The 16,839-nt window shown below is 69.5% G+C and carries 17 protein-coding genes; 11 read left to right on the top strand and 6 right to left on the bottom strand.

From position 1 onward, the window contains the following. Positions 1-116: 116 nt before the first annotated feature. The gene (locus tag QRN40_RS08660; protein WP_285115174.1) at positions 117-848 is read right to left on the bottom strand and encodes a GTP pyrophosphokinase; all 732 of its coding nucleotides are present in this window, start codon (positions 846-848) and stop codon (positions 117-119) included. A 98-nt stretch (positions 849-946) separates the two neighbouring features. Here QRN40_RS08660 and QRN40_RS08665 point away from each other — a divergent pair, with 98 nt between their 5' ends. From QRN40_RS08665 to QRN40_RS08690, 6 genes are all read left to right on the top strand, one after another. Continuing rightward, positions 947-2,530, top strand: a complete 1,584-nt coding sequence (locus QRN40_RS08665) for an MFS transporter (RefSeq protein ID WP_285115175.1) — start codon at positions 947-949, stop codon at positions 2,528-2,530. 25 nt (positions 2,531-2,555) lie between these two features. Then, positions 2,556-3,182 (top strand): pyridoxal 5'-phosphate synthase, encoded by a 627-nt coding sequence (locus QRN40_RS08670; RefSeq protein WP_285115176.1) that lies wholly within the window; start codon positions 2,556-2,558, stop codon positions 3,180-3,182. A 168-nt stretch (positions 3,183-3,350) separates the two neighbouring features. After that, on the top strand, positions 3,351-5,222 hold the full coding sequence (dnaK, locus tag QRN40_RS08675) for a molecular chaperone DnaK (RefSeq protein WP_285115177.1): 1,872 nt from the start codon (positions 3,351-3,353) through the stop codon (positions 5,220-5,222). Between the two features lie 2 nt (positions 5,223-5,224). Next, complete coding sequence (locus tag QRN40_RS08680) at positions 5,225-5,887, top strand: nucleotide exchange factor GrpE (protein ID WP_285115180.1); 663 nt, start codon at positions 5,225-5,227, stop codon at positions 5,885-5,887. A 117-nt stretch (positions 5,888-6,004) separates the two neighbouring features. Beyond that, on the top strand, positions 6,005-6,994 hold the full coding sequence (locus QRN40_RS08685; protein ID WP_285115181.1) for a DnaJ C-terminal domain-containing protein: 990 nt from the start codon (positions 6,005-6,007) through the stop codon (positions 6,992-6,994). Positions 6,995-6,996: 2 nt separating this feature from the next. After that, positions 6,997-7,410: a heat shock protein transcriptional repressor HspR gene (locus tag QRN40_RS08690; RefSeq protein ID WP_285115182.1), complete on the top strand. Its 414-nt coding sequence runs from the start codon at positions 6,997-6,999 to the stop codon at positions 7,408-7,410. A 77-nt stretch (positions 7,411-7,487) separates the two neighbouring features. Here QRN40_RS08690 and QRN40_RS08695 read toward each other — a convergent pair whose 3' ends face one another. The 3 genes from QRN40_RS08695 to QRN40_RS08705 are packed head-to-tail and all read right to left on the bottom strand — an operon-like array spanning position 7,488 to position 9,196. Then, a complete protein-coding gene (locus QRN40_RS08695) occupies positions 7,488-8,225 on the bottom strand; it encodes a cysteine hydrolase family protein (protein ID WP_285115183.1) in 738 nt (245 codons plus the stop codon). A 27-nt stretch (positions 8,226-8,252) separates the two neighbouring features. Next, on the bottom strand, positions 8,253-8,750 hold the full coding sequence (locus QRN40_RS08700) for a DoxX family membrane protein (RefSeq protein WP_285115184.1): 498 nt from the start codon (positions 8,748-8,750) through the stop codon (positions 8,253-8,255). After that, a complete protein-coding gene (locus tag QRN40_RS08705; RefSeq protein ID WP_285115186.1) occupies positions 8,747-9,196 on the bottom strand; it encodes a DM13 domain-containing protein in 450 nt (149 codons plus the stop codon). Before QRN40_RS08705 ends, QRN40_RS08700 begins: the two co-directional genes overlap by 4 nt. Before the next feature lie 156 nt (positions 9,197-9,352). Between QRN40_RS08705 and QRN40_RS08710 the strand changes: the two genes are divergently transcribed. The 4 genes from QRN40_RS08710 (at position 9,353) to QRN40_RS08725 (ending at position 13,584) form a co-directional block, all read left to right on the top strand. Next, positions 9,353-10,057 carry a response regulator transcription factor gene (locus tag QRN40_RS08710; RefSeq protein ID WP_285115187.1) on the top strand — a complete coding sequence of 235 codons (705 nt, stop codon included), beginning with the start codon at positions 9,353-9,355 and terminating at the stop codon, positions 10,055-10,057. Beyond that, positions 10,057-11,214 carry a sensor histidine kinase gene (locus QRN40_RS08715; protein ID WP_285115188.1) on the top strand — a complete coding sequence of 386 codons (1,158 nt, stop codon included), beginning with the start codon at positions 10,057-10,059 and terminating at the stop codon, positions 11,212-11,214. Before QRN40_RS08710 ends, QRN40_RS08715 begins: the two co-directional genes overlap by 1 nt. 133 nt (positions 11,215-11,347) lie before the next feature. Next, positions 11,348-12,391, top strand: coding sequence for an L-threonine 3-dehydrogenase (tdh, locus tag QRN40_RS08720; protein WP_285115189.1), 1,044 nt, complete (start codon positions 11,348-11,350; stop codon positions 12,389-12,391). 2 nt (positions 12,392-12,393) lie between these two features. Next, positions 12,394-13,584, top strand: a complete 1,191-nt coding sequence (locus QRN40_RS08725) for a glycine C-acetyltransferase (protein ID WP_285115190.1) — start codon at positions 12,394-12,396, stop codon at positions 13,582-13,584. Positions 13,585-13,724: 140 nt separating this feature from the next. Here the strand turns inward: QRN40_RS08725 and QRN40_RS08730 are convergent, their stop codons facing one another. Next, the gene (locus QRN40_RS08730; RefSeq protein ID WP_285115191.1) at positions 13,725-15,104 is read right to left on the bottom strand and encodes an alpha/beta hydrolase; all 1,380 of its coding nucleotides are present in this window, start codon (positions 15,102-15,104) and stop codon (positions 13,725-13,727) included. A gap of 71 nt (positions 15,105-15,175) precedes the next feature. Between QRN40_RS08730 and corA the strand changes: the two genes are divergently transcribed. Then, on the top strand, positions 15,176-16,147 hold the full coding sequence (gene corA, locus QRN40_RS08735; RefSeq protein ID WP_285115192.1) for a magnesium/cobalt transporter CorA: 972 nt from the start codon (positions 15,176-15,178) through the stop codon (positions 16,145-16,147). A 9-nt stretch (positions 16,148-16,156) separates the two neighbouring features. Here corA and QRN40_RS08740 read toward each other — a convergent pair whose 3' ends face one another. Beyond that, on the bottom strand, positions 16,157-16,837 hold the full coding sequence (locus QRN40_RS08740; RefSeq protein WP_285115194.1) for a TetR/AcrR family transcriptional regulator C-terminal domain-containing protein: 681 nt from the start codon (positions 16,835-16,837) through the stop codon (positions 16,157-16,159). Positions 16,838-16,839 lie beyond the last annotated feature (2 nt).

The following is a 16,839-nucleotide window of genomic DNA, read 5'->3' on the forward strand; positions in this document are numbered from 1 at the left end:
CATCCGTCCCGTCCCGCCCGTCCCGTCCCGTCCCGTGAGGTGCTGGCAACGGCACCCGACACGCCGCATCGGGCCGCATCGTCGAGCACCTCAGCGATGGATGGCGGGCGCGCGGCTCAGCGCGACGCGGGGAGGCTGTAGACGGTGCCGCGGTCGTCGCCGCGCACCTGGCGGTGCAGGTTCTCCATCGTGACGTCGAGCTGGTTCGCCGTTCCGGCCGCGGCGGTCAGGTCGCGCAGCAGCCCCTCCGGGACCTCTCCGTCGTACTTGTAGTAGATCTTGTGCTCGAGGCTCGCCCAGAAGTCCATCGCGACCGTCCGCAGCTGGATCTCGACCGGCACCATCACCGGCCCCTCGCTGAGGAAAACGGGAACCTCGACGATCACGTGCAGGCTCTTGTAGCCGTTCGACTTCGGGTGCGCGATGTAGTCCTTCACCCGCAGCACCCGCACATCCTGCTGTGCCGTGAGCAGGTCGAAGACGCGGTACACGTCCGAGACGAAGCTGCACACGATGCGGATGCCCGCGATGTCGGTGATCTCTTCGCGGATCGCGTCGAAGCTCGGCTCGCAGTTCTTGCGGATAACCTTCTGCTCGATGCTCTCGGGCGACTTCAGGCGGCTCGAGATGTGCTCGATCGGGTTGTATTCGTGGAGTTCGGAGAACTCTTCGCGCAGGATGCCGACCTTCGTCGCGATCTCGTCGATGCCGAACTTGTACGGCATGATGAACCGCGCGAAGTCGTCCCGGAACGCCTGGACCTCGCTCAAGGTGGCGGGGTCGATGCTCTGCAGCGCCTCGATCGTGCGGGTCGAGAGGAGCGGGGCGGAGGCGGGGTCCGTGTCCATGCTTTCGACGCTATCGACGGTGCTTGTGGGGTCGGTGTGAATTTGGGGGAGTCCCAACGCGCCCCGTCCGTGCTTCTCTGACGTCGGGAGGTGGCGTGATGGCCGGTGGAAACGCGGCGCCGGTGCGCTTCAACGGGCGGCTGGCGATCCTGCTCGCGATGGCGATGTTCGTCCTCGTCGTCGACACGTCGCTGATGAACGTCTCGATCTCGGCCGTGGTGCACGACCTGCACACGACGGTGAGCGGGGTGCAGTCGGCGATCGCCTTGGAGGCGCTGGTGTCGGCGGCGTTCATCCTGATCGGTGGCAAGACCGGCGACCTGATCGGCCGCAAGCTGGCGTACGTGCTCGGCCTGCTCGCCTACGCGGTCGGGGCGATCGCGATGACGCTCGCCCAGAGCCTGACCGCCATCATCATCTTCTGGGCGGTGATCGGCGGGATCGGCGCGTCGCTGCTGCTGCCCGCGATGCAGTCGCTCATCCACGGGAACTTCGAAGGCGCGGACCAGAAGCGGGTGTACGCCCTCGTCGGTGCGTCCGCCGCGATCGCCGCCGCGGTCGGACCGCTGCTCGGCGGCTTCATCACGACGTTCCTGTCGTGGCGCGTCGGGTTCCTGCTCGAGGCCGTCATCATCGCGGTGGTGCTCTCGGGGATCGGGCTGGTCAAGGACGTGAAGTACACGGGCGAGCGCTCGGTCGACATCGTCGGCGCCCTGCTGTCCGTCATCGGAATGGGCGGCATCGTCACCGGCATCCTCGTCTGGCAGGAGGGTGGAGAGCGGGTGCTGCTCATCATCCTGATCGGCGCAGCGGGTCTCGGTTCGCTGGCGATCTGGCTGCGCTCGCGCTCGCAGCGGCAGAAGCCCACGCTGCTCGACCCTGGGCTGTTCCGCTCGAAGCTGTTCCAGTCGGGCGTCTCGGGTCAGCTGCTGCAGCAGATCGCGCTCGGCGGCACGATGATCGCGCTGCCGATCTACTTGCAGATGGTGCTGGAGTACAACGCGCTGCTCTCCGGCCTCTCGATCGCTCCGCTCTCGCTCAGCATGTTCGCCGTCGCGCTGCTCGCCGGTCGCGGGCTGAAGCGGCGCCCCGCCACCCTCATCCTGTGGGGCTTCTCGCTGGCGGTGATCGGCGTGGCGGCGATCATCCCGCTGGTGCCGATCGCCACCTCGGGCTGGTACCTCACGATCCCGCTCATCATCGCGGGGTCCGGGCTCGGGCTGCTCGTCTCGCAGCTGAACAACTACACCCTGTCGCCGATCTCCGACGAACGCGTGAGCGAGGCGGCGGGGGTGAACTCGGCCGCGGGCTCGTTCGGTCTCTCCTTCGGCCTCGCGTTCGCCGGCGCCATCATGCTGGCGACGCTGGCGTTCACGTTCCAGGCCAAGACGGACGCGAGCACTGTGCTGCCCCCGGACGACAAGGCGCAGATCTCGCACGTGCTCGAGTCGGATGCCGAGGTCATGTCGAACACGAAGCTCGCCGAGCTGCTGGCGACCGAGCCCCCGGCGGTGCGGGACGAGGTGATCCGCATCAACGACGAGGCCCGGCCGATCTCGCTGCAGGTCGCTCTTCTCGTGCCGGTGCTGGCCGGCCTGATCGGCGTCGCCAACGCGTTCCGGATGCGCCGCCTGCCCGATCCTGCGCCCAACCAAGCGGCCGAGGGAACTCTCGCGGGCTGATCGGCGCCGGGCCTACTGTGGCGTCATGGCGCACACGCTGACCGGGGATGCCGACCTGTTCCTGCCCGAGTTCGACGATCCGCCCGCCGAGCCGGGCGGACTCCTCGCCGAGTGGCTCGAGCGCGCACGCGGGCGCGGCGTTCGGGAGGCGCTCGCCGCGACGCTCGCGACGACGGGCGGCGACGGCGCCCCGGACGCGCGGACGGTCGCGCTGACGGGCCTGGCCGCAGACGGTGTGACCTTCGGCACCTCCGAGCTGAGCCGCAAGGGACGCGAGCTCGCCGCGGACCCGCGCGCCGCCGTGGTCCTCTATTGGCGCGAACTGCTGCAGCAGCTCCGCATCCACGGAACGGTGGAGCGGATGGACGAGGCGGGCTCGGATGCGATGTTCGCCCGGCGCGGCCGGGAGGCGCAGGCGGCGACGACGGTGAGCGAGCAGGATGCACCCCTCGACGACCTGGACCTCCTGCGTGCCGCGGCCCGCGATGTCCTCGCCGCGGAGGGCCCGATCGGCCGGCCGGAGCACTGGTACGGGTACCGCGTGGTGCCGTCCACGATCGAGTTCTGGCACGGGAGCCCCGACCGGCTGCACCGGCGTCTGCGTTACGACCGGGGCGACGGCGGCTGGTCCGTTCTGCGCCTGCAACCCTGAATTCGGGGAATACCAACTGCTCACTCAAAGTTGAGTCATATGTACTCAAGTTTTGGAATCGACGTCTTGACAGCATCCCGCACGGATGACAGTCTTGAGTCGTCGAGGCTCAAGTCTTGACCACAGACTTTCATGGCCATAAGCCAGCAACAAAGGAGAGAAGCACACATGTCACGTGCAGTAGGTATCGACCTCGGAACCACCAACTCCGTCGTCTCGGTGCTCGAGGGTGGAGAGCCCACGGTCATCGCGAACGCCGAGGGTTTCCGCACCACCCCGTCGGTGGTCGCCTTCACCAAGGACGGCGAGGTGCTCGTCGGTGAGACCGCCAAGCGCCAGGCGGTGACCAACGTCGACCGCACCATCTCGTCGGTGAAGCGCCACATGGGCACCACCTGGACCGTCGACATCGACGGCAAGAAGTACACCGCCCAGGAGATCTCGGCGCGCATCCTGCAGAAGCTGAAGCGCGACGCGGAGCAGTACCTCGGCGACACCGTCACCGACGCGGTGATCACCGTTCCGGCGTACTTCAACGACGCCGAGCGCCAGGCCACCAAGGAGGCCGGTGAGATCGCGGGCCTCAACGTGCTCCGCATCATCAACGAGCCGACCGCCGCTGCGCTCGCGTACGGCCTCGACAAGGGCAAGGAGGACGAGCTCATCCTCGTCTTCGACCTCGGTGGCGGTACCTTCGACGTCTCCCTGCTCGAGGTGGGCAAGGACGACGACTTCTCGACCATCCAGGTGCGTTCCACCGCCGGTGACAACCGCCTCGGTGGCGACGACTGGGACCAGCGCATCGTCGACTGGCTGATCAAGAAGTTCAAGGAGACCACCGGAGTGGACGTCTCCAAGGACAAGATCGCCCTCCAGCGTCTGAAGGAGGCGGCGGAGCAGGCCAAGAAGGAGCTGTCGTCGAGCATGTCGACCAGCATCCAGCTGCCCTACCTCTCGCTGACCGAGAACGGCCCGGCCAACCTCGACGAGACGCTCACCCGCGCTCAGTTCGAGCAGATGACCAGCGACCTCCTCGACCGCACCAAGAAGCCCTTCCAGGACGTCATCCGTGAGGCCGGCATCAAGGTGTCCGACATCGCGCACGTCGTGCTGGTCGGTGGTTCGACCCGTATGCCGGCCGTCTCCGAGCTCGTGAAGCAGGAGACCGGTGGCAAGGAGCCCAACAAGGGCGTCAACCCGGACGAGGTCGTCGCCGTCGGCGCCGCTCTGCAGGCCGGTGTCCTGAAGGGCGAGCGCAAGGACGTCCTCCTCATCGACGTCACCCCGCTGTCCCTCGGCATCGAGACCAAGGGCGGGATCATGACCAAGCTCATCGAGCGCAACACGGCCATCCCCACCAAGCGCAGCGAGACCTTCACCACGGCCGACGACAACCAGCCGTCCGTCGCGATCCAGGTCTTCCAGGGCGAGCGCGAGTTCACCCGCGACAACAAGCCGCTCGGCACCTTCGAGCTGACCGGTATCGCCCCGGCCCCCCGCGGCATCCCGCAGATCGAGGTCACCTTCGACATCGACGCCAACGGCATCGTGCACGTGTCCGCCAAGGACAAGGGCACCGGCAAGGAGCAGTCGATGACGATCACCGGCGGGTCCAGCCTGCCGAAGGACGACATCGAGCGCATGGTGCGCGAGGCCGAGGAGCACGCGGCGGAGGACAAGAAGCGCCGCGAGTCCGCCGAGACCCGCAACCAGGCCGAGCAGCTCGTCTACTCGATCGAGAAGCTGATCAAGGACAACGAGGACAAGCTCCCCGAGGACGTCAAGAACGAGGTCCAGGGCGACGTGGACGGTCTGAAGACCGCTCTCGCCGGCGACGACGACGAGGCTGTGAAGACCGCCTTCGAGAAGCTCAACGCCAGCCAGGGCAAGCTCGGCGAAGCCATCTACTCGCAGGCTCAGGCCTCGCAGGGGTCGGAGGCTCCGGCCGGTGACGCCGGCGAGCAGCCGGCCGGCGAGTCGTCCTCGGACGACGAGGACGTCATCGACGCCGAGGTCGTCGAGGACGAGGAGAAGAAGTAACCATGTCGGACCAGAACGGCGGCTCCCAGGAGCCCGAACGCGAGGAGCCGATCATCCGTGACAAGCGGAGGATCGACCCCGAGACCGGGAAGGTCCGGCAGCCCGACGCTGACGCGGCGGCCGGCGACGACGAGCACGACCTCGCCCACGAGGAGCTCGTCGACGTCGGCCCGGCCGAGAGCGACGACGGGGAGACCGTCCTCAGCGACGACGACCTCGACATCCTCTCGGGTCAGACGACCGCGGAGACCCTCGCCGCCGACCGGCTCGCCGACCTCCAGCGGGTGACCGCGGAGTACGCGAACTACCGCAAGCGCACCGAGGCGAACCGCGAGATCGAGCGGGAGCGCGCGGTCGGCGACGCGGTGAAGGGGCTGATCCCGGTGCTCGACGACCTCGAGCGCGCGGAGAAGCACGGCGACCTGGGCGAGGGCAGCGCGTTCTCGACCATCGCCGCGAAGCTCCGCTCGGCGGTCGAGCGCTTGGGCCTCGTCCCCTACGGCGAGAAGGGCGACCCTTTCGACCCGCAGATCCACGAGGCGATCTTCCAGCAGCCCACCCCCGACGTGACGACGGACACCGTCGCCGAGGTGGTCGAGACCGGCTATCGGCTGGGCTCCACCACCGTCCGGGTGGCGAAGGTCGTCGTCTCGGTGCCGGCCTGACCCGGCGACACATCACCGGCGGAGCGGCGGGGAAGGATTCCCGCCGCTCCGTTCCCGGTGCACGCACGATTCGTGCAGACTTCATCCACGAACCACAACGACTGAGAGGAGGCGCCCGTGGCTAGCCAGGACTGGTTCGACAAGGACTTCTACAAGGTGCTTGGCGTCTCCAAGGACGTCAGCGACGCGGACCTCAAGAAGACGTACCGCAAGCTGGCGCGCAAGTACCATCCCGACTCGAACCCCGGCGACGCAGCCGCGGAGGCGAAGTTCAAGGAGATCAGCGAGGCGTACTCGGTGCTGAGCGACCCCGAGGAGCGCAAGGAGTACGACCAGATCCGCGCGATGGGGACCGGCGCCCGGTTCACCGCGCCCGGGTCCGGTGCGCAGGGCGGCTTCGACGACGTCTTCGGCGGGATGTTCGGCCAGGGCGGCGCCGGCGGCCAGCGCTACACGTTCCAGCAGGGCGGCGAGTTCGACGACGTGTTCGGCGGCCTGTTCGGCAACGGCCGGTTCGGTCAGACGAGCGGCGGCTTCCGCGGCTACGGCGGGCCGACCCGGGGCCGCGACGTGACCGCGCACACCACCATCGACTTCGTCACCGCGACCCGCGGCGAGACCATCACGCTGCAGGCGTCCGACGGCAAGCCGATCAAGGTCAAGATCCCGGCGGGCGTCGCCGACGGTCAGAAGATCAAGCTGCGCGGCAAGGGTCAGCCCAGCCCGGACGGCGGCGAGGCCGGCGACATCGTGCTCACCGTGTCCGTGCGCAAGCATCCCGTCTTCGAGCGCGACGGCCTGAACCTGCGCGTCAACGTCCCGGTGACGTTCGCGGAGGCGGCGCTCGGTGCGACGATCGAGGTCCCCACCCTCGGCGGCGACCCCGTCAAGCTGCGGGTCGCCCCCGGCACGCCGAGCGGCCGGGTGCTGCGCGTGAAGGGCCGCGGGGTCGAGACCGGCAAGGGCACGGGCGACCTGCTCGCGGTCGTCCAGGTCGCCGTCCCGTCGCACCTCTCGGGTGAGGCGAAGGAGGCGCTGGAGGCGTTCGCCGCCAAGCTGCCCGACGAGAACCCGCGCGACGACATCCTGGCCAAGGCCCGGAGCTGACGATGGACGAGCACAGCCAGGTCTTCGTGATCTCGATCGCGGCGGAGCTCGCGGGCATGCACCCGCAGACGCTCCGCCAGTACGACCGGCTCGGACTCGTCAGCCCCAGCCGGACCGCCGGCAAGTCGCGCCGCTACTCGATGCGCGACGTCGAGAAGCTGCAGGAGATCGCGCGGCTCGGCTCCGAGGGGGTCTCTCTGGAGGGCATCCGCCGCATCCTCGAACTGGAAGATCAGGTGGGTGAGCTCCGCGGCCGCGTGCGCGAGTTGGAGTCGGCGCTGGCCGACGAACTGCTCAACCGCCCCGGCCGCCGCGTGTTCGCGGCCGGCTCGGAGGGCGAGGTCGTCTCGCTCCGGGCGGGCACCCGCATCCGTCGCAGCAACCAGCTCGTCGTCTGGCGCCCGCTCGAGCGCTGACGCTCAGGCGCGAGGTGCTCGTCGTTGCGCCCGACACGCCGCGCGAGTCCGCAACGACGAGCACTTCACCGCAGCGGTCAGAGGGACGAGACGCCCTGGCCGACGTAGAGGGTGTTCTGGATGTTGTGGGCCTCGCCCTCGGCGATGTCGTGGTCGATGCCCGCCCGCACCTCCCGCATGAGCTTGTGCAGCTCGGCGTGCTTCTCGGGGAGTCGCGCGTGCCCCGTGCTCGCCCACAGGTTCGAGACCGGGAGGCTGTCGCCGGCCTCGACCGCGAGGGTCCACTCCTCGGTCGTCGCGACGGCGGCGAACTCCGACTGCATCGTCACCAGCACGCTGCGGTGGAGCGCGTCCGCGGAGATCGCGCCGGCCTCGTTGACGAGGTCGAGCGTCCCGGTCGCGTCGGACAGGAACTCGACGGTGAAGCCGAGCTCGTGCGCATCCCGGGCGGTCCCCGCGCAGCAGTGCTGCGTCATGTACCCGGCGATCGTGACCGTGTCGATGCCGCTGCTCCGCAGCCACTGCTCGAGGTCGGTCCCGGCGAAGGCGGAGACGCTGCCCTTGCCGACGCCGTGCGCCGGCGTCCGGTCGGCGATCGACTCGTGCAGGGCGGCCCCCTCGGATCCGCGCGCGAAGACCGGGGCGCCCTCGTCCTCGATGTGCTGCACGACCACCACCGGCACACCGTGGTCGTCTGCTGCATCCCAGGCGACCTCGATGTTGGGGATGGACGTCATCAGATCGGGGAAGCAGATCCGGAGGTTCCCGGTCACGTACTCGTTCTGCAGGTCGATCACGATCAGCGCGCGCTTCATGGGTGCACTCTACGGCGGCGTCGTGGATCAGAGCCACAGCGCCAGCGACGACGGCACGGTCAGTCCGTCCGGTCGTCGCCGGGACAGAAGGTGCTCGAGCAGCAGGGACAGCGACAGGCGGCGTGCCGCGAAGGGAAACGCGATCACGACCACCGCGAGGCCGATCATCGGCGGGTACTCCCAGGTCAGCTGGTCGGACGACCAGTAGAGGAGCAGGGTGACGACCGACATGATCGCCGCGGCCCGCGTCAGGACGCCGAGGATCAGGGCGACGCCGAGGCCTGCCTCGAGCAGAGGGATCGCGAAGCCGAAGAGGCCGGAGGCCGGCTGCATGACGGACGTCGCGAACCACTGGAAGTACCCGGGGACTCTCGCGTTGGAACCGGCGCCGTTCGCGACCAGCAGGATGTCCGCCGAGCCGAAACCGGACCGGAACTTGATGATCGCCTCATAGAGCCACAGCCCTCCGAGGGCGACCCTCGCCGCGCCGACCACGATCGGCGCGGCGAGATCGCGGGTGCTCACGACAGCGGTGCGGCGCCGAATACCGCCTTGGCCTTGTCGCAATGGATGACGACGTAGGTGTACTCGGACGCGTCGACCCCGTTCAGCGAGATGGTCTGCGACGCCGTATCGAACGAGACGCCCGTGATCTCCTTGCCGGCGACGACAGTCGCCTCGTCGGTGCCCTTCGCCAGGTACACGTGAAGGTCGGGGCCCTCGTCGGACGAGAACCCGCTCAGGACCAGGCTGCCGTCCTTGATGCTCACGGTGCCCGCCACCTTCTTGCCATTGAGCCCGGCGAACGAGCCGGTCCGCGCGTCGGCGGAAGCGGCCGAAGACGAGGACGAGGACGAAGAAGACGAGGACGACGACGGTGAGCTGGTGCTCGCCGTGGATGCACCGCTGCAGGCGGTGAGCGAGAGGGACAGGGCGACGATGGCGGCGCCTGCGAACAGTGTCTTGCGCATGGGTTATTCACTCCTTGGTGTTCCGGTGGACGCCGAGGAGACTCCCGGTCGGCTCGGCAACACTGAAGCTAGGCGGGGCCGGGGGCCGGAGGGCCGTTTCTTTCGAGCCCGTAAGAATCGCCCCTGTCCGGGGCGTCGCACGAAAGGCTTGTGGACGTGATCGAAGAGCGCAGACCGGTGGCGATGATCGTCGAGGACGACGCGAACGTCCTCAGTGTCGTCCGCGACTACCTCCGGGCCGACGGCTTCACCGTCGTCGCGCACACCGACGGGGTGAAAGCGCTCCGTGCGCTTCAGGCTGCACTTCCCGACGTGCTGGTGCTCGACCGCATGCTGCCCGGCTACGGCGGGGATGAGGTGTGCAGCGCGATCCGTGCGGTCGCGCCCAACCTCCCGATCATCATGCTGACCGCGCTCGGAAGCACCGGCGATCGCATCGACGGCCTGGAGCGAGGAGCCGACGACTACCTCTCCAAGCCGTTCGCGCTGCGCGAGCTGTTGCTCCGGGTGAATGCCCTGATCCGGCGGAGTCGTGGCAACTCCTCCGGGGCGGCGTCCGTCGCGGGCGGCCCCTTCCGGCTCGATCCGGTGCGGCGCAAGGCGTGGTCGGGCGACGCGGAGCTCAGCCTCACCCCGCGGGAGTACGACCTGCTGTCCTACTTCGTCCGCAATCCCGATCGGATCATCAGCCGCGAGGAGGTCCTGCGCGAGGTGTGGGACTGGAACTTCGGCGAGGCGTCGACGGTCACCGTCCACGTCCGGCGCCTCCGGGAGAAGATCGAGGACGACCCGAATCTCCCGCGCTACCTCCTGACCGAGTGGGGCGCCGGCTACCGCTTCGCCGTCGCGCAGGCGGCGTGATGCTGAGCTTCGCCGACCTGCAACTGATCGCCCTGACGACCGTCTGCTGCACCGTCGCTGCAAACCTCGTGGCGATCCTGGTGCTGCGCCGGTGGCGCGGCGCATCCATCGCGTCGCGGTTCGCCGTCGTGGTCGGCGCCGCTGTCGCTGCCATCGCGGGCTCGACGATCGCCATCGCTGCGGAGATGTACTTCTCGCATCACGATCTGACCGTGCTGCTGTGGGTCGTCTCCGTGTCGTCGCTGCTGAGCCTTCTGGGCGCGTGGATCGTGGCCCGCCAGCTTCGGCGTTCGGCGCGACTTCTGCGAGACTCGGCCCGCCGTGTCGGCGCCGGAGAAGTCATCGAGGCCGGCGCGCATGCGGGGCGCGAGCTCACGGAGATCTCGGAACGGCTGGCCGAGGCTTCCGAGCGGCTCGCACTCGCGCGCGCTGAACTCGAACAGCTGGACGCGTCCCGCCGCACGTTCTTCGCGTGGATCTCGCACGACCTCCGGACACCGCTGACCGGCGTGCAGGCGCTGGCCGAGGCGCTGGACGACGGGCTCGCCGCCGACCCCGCCGATTACGTGCGCCGGATCCGCCAGCAGGCGAACTCGATGTCCCGCCTGGTGAACGACCTGTTCGAGCTCTCCAGCCTGCAGAGCGGCGGTATGCGACCACGGCGTGAACCGGTGGCGCTCATGGACCTCGTCTCCGACGCCGCCTCCGAGCTGCGTCAGGCAGCGCTCAGCCGCGGGGTCACGGTGGTCCACGGCGAGGTCGCGGACGGCGAAGCGTGGGTGGATCCGCACCTGCTCAGCCGCATGGTCGTGAACCTGCTGGCGAACGCCGTACGCCACGCCCCGCAGGGGACGACGGTGATGGTGTCGGCGCAGCGGTCCGGCAGGATGCTCCGCCTGAGCGTCTGCGACCAGGGCGACGGAGTGCCGCCGGCCGACCTCGAGCGGATGTTCGAGGTCGGCTGGCGCGGCGATGTCGCGCGGACACCACGTTTGGAGGCGGCGATGGGAACGGGAGCCGGTCTCGGTCTCGCGATCGTCCGCGCCATTGCGGAGGCCCACGCGGGGGAGGTGCGCGCCGAGCATTCGGCGGGCGGATTCTCGGTGTCGGTGACGCTGCCACTGGATGCGCCTCCCGAGCCGGCCCTGCTTGCCTGACCCACGACGGGCGTGACGCGACGCAACAGGGCGCTCGCCGCCGCGCGAAGGTAGGCTGGTGCGCGGCCGGACCGCCCACAAGGCGACCCCGGCCCACGCGATGAAGCACACCGACTCCCCACGAGGAAGCACGATGAGAGCCCTGTTCAAGAGCGAGGCCGCGCCCGGCCTCGAACTGGTCGACGTACCCGAGCCCGAGATGGGCCCCGAGGATGTCCGGATCCGCGTCCTGCGCACCGGCATCTGCGGCACCGACCTGCACATCCAGCGCTGGGACGACTGGGCGGCGTCGGCTGTGAAAGCCCCGCTCATCCCCGGCCACGAATTCTTCGGCGAGGTCGTCGAGGTGGGCGAGCTGGTCCACGACGTCGAGGTCGGCGACCGCGTCTCCGGCGAGGGCCACATCGTCTGCGGGACCTGCCGCAACTGCCGCGCCGGCCGCCGTCAGATGTGCATCCGCACCCAGGGCGTCGGCGTGCAGCGCGACGGCGCATTCGCCGAGCAGCTCGTGCTCCCGGCGACGAACGTCTGGGTGCACCACAGCGCGGTCGAGCCCGAGGTCGGCGCGCTGTTCGACCCCCTCGGCAACGCCGTCCACACCGCCCTGGCCTTCCCGGTCGTCGGCGAGGACGTGCTGGTCACCGGCTGCGGGCCGATCGGGCTCATGGCGATCGCGGTCGCGCGTCATGTCGGCGCCCGGTTCATCGTCGGCACCGACATCAGCGCACAGCGGCTCGAACTGGCCCGCGGGATGGGCGCCGACTTCACCGTGGACGTGTCCCAGCACGACATCCGGGAGGCGCAGGCGGCGCTCGGGATGCGCGAAGGCTTCGACGTCGGCTTCGAGATGAGCGGTGCTCCGACCGCCCTGCCGTCGATGATCGAGAACATGAACCACGGCGGACGGATCGCCATGCTGGGCCTGCCGTCGAAGCAGATCGCTGTGGACTGGGGCATCGTCGTCACCCACATGCTCACGCTCAAGGGCATCTACGGCCGTGAGATGTTCGAGACGTGGAATGCGATGGGCGCGATGCTGCAGACCTCGGCGCAGCTGCACGATGCGATCGCGTCGATCGTCTCCGACCGCTTCCCCGCGCGCGACTGGGAGAAGGGGTTCGCGGCGGCGGCCGCGGCCGGCGGCGGCAAGGTCATCCTCGACTGGACGGAGGTCTAGACATGTACGGGAGTTTCCGCGAGCACCTCGCGACGCAGCTGGAGGAGATCGAGGAGGCCGGCCTCACCAAGCGCGAGCGCAGCATCCACGGTCCGCAGTCGGCGCTGATCACCGCCGACGGGCAGCAGGTCCTCAACTTCTGCGCCAACAACTACCTGGGCCTGGCCGACCATCCGGCCCTTGTCGACGCGGCGAAGACCGCGCTCGACGACTGGGGCTACGGGATGGCGTCGGTGCGCTTCATCTGCGGTACCCAGGAGCAGCACCTGGAGCTGGAGCGCCGGGTGTCCCGGTTCCTCGGAACCGAGGCGACCATCCTCTTCTCCTCGTGCTTCGACGCCAACGGCGGCGTCTTCGAGACGCTGTTCACGGCGGAGGACGCGATCGTCTCCGACGAGTTGAACCACGCCTCCATCATCGACGGGATCCGGCTGTCGAAGGCGCAGCGGTTCCGGTACAAGAACCGCGACCTGGCCGATCTGCGCGCGCAGCTCGAGGCGGCTCGGGAGGCGGGCGCGCGGTTCACGGTCATCGTCACGGACGGCGTCTTCTCGATGGACGGGTACATCGCCCCGCTCGCCGAGATCTGCGACCTCGCCGACGAGTTCGGCGCACTGGTATTCGTCGACGACTCGCACGCGGTCGGTTTCGTCGGCGAGCATGGTCGCGGCACGCCCGAGTTCTGCGGCGTCTCCGACCGCATCGACATCTACACGGGAACCTTCGGCAAGGCGCTCGGCGGCGCCTCCGGCGGCTACGTCTCCAGCCGCCGTGAGGTGGTCGACCTGCTCCGTCAGCGGTCCCGTCCCTACCTGTTCTCGAACACGCTCGCGCCGTCGATCGTCGCCGGGACGCTCGCGGCGCTCGACCTGCTGGAGCAGTCGGACCACCTCCGGGCGCAGCTCGTCGCGAACGCGGAACTGTTCCGCCGCCTGATGACCGAGGCGGGCTTCGAGCTGCTGCCGGGAGCGCATCCCATCGTCCCCGTGATGTTCGGGGATGCGTCGCTCACGGCCCGCATCGCCGACGAGATGCAGCGGCAGGGCGTCTACGTGACCGCCTTCTCGTACCCGGTCGTGCCGAAGGGTCGCGCGCGCATCCGCGTGCAGCTGTCGGCGGCGCACACCGAGGAGGAGATCCGTCGCTGCGTGGATGCGTTCGTCGCGTCCCGCGCCGCCGTCACCGCCTCCTGACGCCGCCCCCTCCCCTTACGATTTGCGCCAAATCTCGGTCATACGCCGCTCAGAACCGCGATTTGGCGCAAATCGTCGCCGGGTCGGTCGCCCAGACCGCGATTCGGCGCAAATCGCGCGAGGGTGAGGGTGCGCCAGCGTCAGTCGTCGAGGGGGATGCGGGCGCGCAGCGCTGCCCCGCTCCGTGCGAAGAACAGCGCGAGCGCGAGCACCAGGAACGCCGCGAGCACGGACAGGTCGACCATCGCCACCGTCCCGCCGACGGCGGCCCCCTGGATCGCGCCGCACTCGCGCGGCGTCTCGTCCGCCGCGCAGAGGAACCGGTCGCCCGCGCCCGTCGCCCCTGACCGGAGCCACGATCCGATCAGGTGGTTGTAGCCCGTCGACAGACCCTTCACCAGCGTCGGCCCCGAGTGCCCTTCGCCGGGGACGGCCCAGTACGTCACCTTCCAGCCGGCGTTCTCGGCCGCGGTCGCGGTGTCCTCGACCTGTGCACGGAATCTCGGATCCTCCTGCCCGGCGACGAAGATGCCGACCATGGGCTCGGGGTAGTCGCGGGAGGCGAGCACGTTCGCGGGCCACGTCTTCTCGTAGGCGACCTGGTCGCCCCCGAAGTACTGGTCGCGGGTCGCGGGCGGGCGGTACTCGCCCGGCCTGTCCGGTCCGGAGACGTCGATGACCGCACCCCACTTCTCGGGATGCTGCGCGCCGAGGTACGCGGCGCACTCGCCTCCGTGCGAGAAGCCCGCGATCACACGCTGGGTGCGGTCCCGCGAGACCGGCAGGTTCGCGTCGATCCAGGCCGGAACATCCTGAGCCAGGTACGTGTCGAGTCGCGCGGCGGAGGTGTCGGCGCAGGGCGGGTTGGCGTCCACCGACCCGAGCTGATCGACGACCAGGACGAAGGGGGCCTGCGCGAGCCGGTCGTCCCCGAGGCTGTGGAGCGCGTCGAGGGTGGCTCCGAGGGTCGGGTTGCCGGGCTGGCCCATCATCATCTCGACGACGGGTCGCGTGCGCGACGGGTCGCGCAGCCATCCCGGCGGCACGAACAGGTGCGCGTCGCGCGCCTCGAATCCGGACGCCGTGGGCGGGATGCGCACGGCGAGCTGGTAGCCGTCCGCCAGCGTCGTCGCGGTGACCGGGATGCTGCGGCCGGCCACGGTCGGCCGCGCGAAGGCCGGCGCGGCCGCCAGGCCGAGTGCGGCGACCATCAGCGCCGCCGCCACACCCGCGAGCGCGCTGCGGACGCCCGCGCGCCCCTCCGACTGGACGGCGTCCCCGATGGCCAGCGGCAGAACGGTCGCGGCCAGGAGGAGGACGAACCACCCCCATCCCGTCAGGTCCGGGCGCGGGAGCAGGACGACGCCGAGCACCACGAGCAGGAGGCCGAGCACCTGGCCGGCGACCACGGCGATCACGGTGGGCCCCGCCCGGAATCGCCAGGATCGGCGCGCGAACCGGTACGCGGGATACGCGCCGACGACGACGAGGGTGGCGGCGAGCCAGGTCAGGGCGGGCATCCCGAACAGTCTACGGACGGCGCGGGCGGATCATCCGGTCGGGGGGACTAGCGTGTTCGCCGGAAGGAGGCGTGATGATCGTCGACAACGCCGTGTACGTGGACGGGATCCGCACCGAGCCGCCGTCGCTCGAGGAGACCAGCGAGGCGGTCCGCGACCGGGGAGGTTTCGCCTGGGTGGGGCTGTACCGCCCGACCGAGCAGGAGCTGAATGCCGTCGCCAAGGAGTTCGACCTCCCGGCCCTCGCGGTGGAGGACGCCCTCGCCGGCCACCAGCGCGCGAAGGTCGAGAAGTACGGCTCCATGCTGTTCGTGGTGCTGCGGCCGGCGAGCTACGTCGACGAGACCGAGAAGGTGGAGTTCGGCGAGGTGCACCTGTTCCTCGGCGAGGACTTCATCATCACGATCCGGCACTTCGACACCCCCGACCTCGCGGGTGTGCGTCACCGCCTCGAGAACGACGCCGCTCTGCTCGCGCATGGCCCGGTGGCGGCCCTGTATGGCGTTCTCGACGAGATCGTCGACGAGTACACGCCGGTGGTCGCCGGCCTCGAGGACGACATCGACCAGATCGAGGACCAGCTGTTCTCCGGCGACCGGCGCGTTTCGAGGCGCATCTTCGAGCTGTCGACCGAGGTGATGCACTTCCAGCGCGCGGTCGACCCGCTGCGGGAGGTGATGATGAGCCTGCGCGAGGGACTGCTGGCGAAGCAGGCGGACGAGAGCCTCCGCAACGCCTTCCGCGACGTGGAGGACCACGTCATCCGTGTCACCGAGCGCGCGGACGGCTTCCGCCAGATCCTGCAGAACGCCCTGACGGTGCACACGACCCTCGTCGGCCAGCAGCAGAACGACGAGGTGAAGAAGATCTCGGGTTGGGCCGCCATCCTGTTCACCCCGACGCTGGTGGGCACGATCTACGGCATGAACTTCCGGGTGATGCCGGAGCTGCATTGGGCGTTCGGCTATCCGTTCGCGCTGCTGCTCATGCTCGGGATGGGCGTGGGCCTGTACTTCGTGTTCAAGCGCAAGGGGTGGATCTAGCCGGGCCCGTCACGGCGTCGCGACGCGCACCCGCGCGTAGCGCAGCCGCAGGCCGTCGAGCAGCGCTTCCAGTCCCACGGTGAAGGCCGCGTCCGCGGGCGGCGAATCGCCGAGCGCGTCCGCCCGTGCGTGGTACGCCGACGCGAAAGCCGGGACCTCGTCCTCCGATCCGGCCGGGTCGAACATGTCGCCGGGTGCGACGGCGTCGAGGGCCGAGCCGAGGATGAACGACTCGACCGCGACGATCGTGGGCAGCACCTCGTGCGCCGGCCAGCCGGCCCGCAGCATCGCCGCGACGACCGCGTCGTACATCCGCATCGTGCGGCGCGCGCCGCTCAGCGGAAGGGTCGCCAGCAGCGCGATCGTCGGAGGATGCGTCGCGAACGCGACGCGGTAGGAGTGCGCCCAGTCGAGCATCGCCTCATCCCAGGGCAGCGTCTCGAACCCGTGCACGTCGATGCGGTCGGAGATGAGCTCGCGGACGCTCGCGATCACATCCTCTTTGCCGTCGACGTGGTTGTAGAGGGCGCTGGGCCGCACGCGGAGCGCCTGCGCCAGCCGCGCCATCGTGAATCCGTCCGGACCGGACTCGTCGAGCAGCCCGAGTGCGGCGTTGGCGATGAGTTCGCGGGTCAGCACCGTCGTCTTCGGGCGGCCCACCCGCCGCGCCGGGCGATCGATCTCCGCCATGC

Source organism: Leifsonia sp. fls2-241-R2A-40a, assembly GCF_030209575.1.
In the GTDB taxonomy this organism is placed as follows: domain Bacteria; phylum Actinomycetota; class Actinomycetes; order Actinomycetales; family Microbacteriaceae; genus Leifsonia.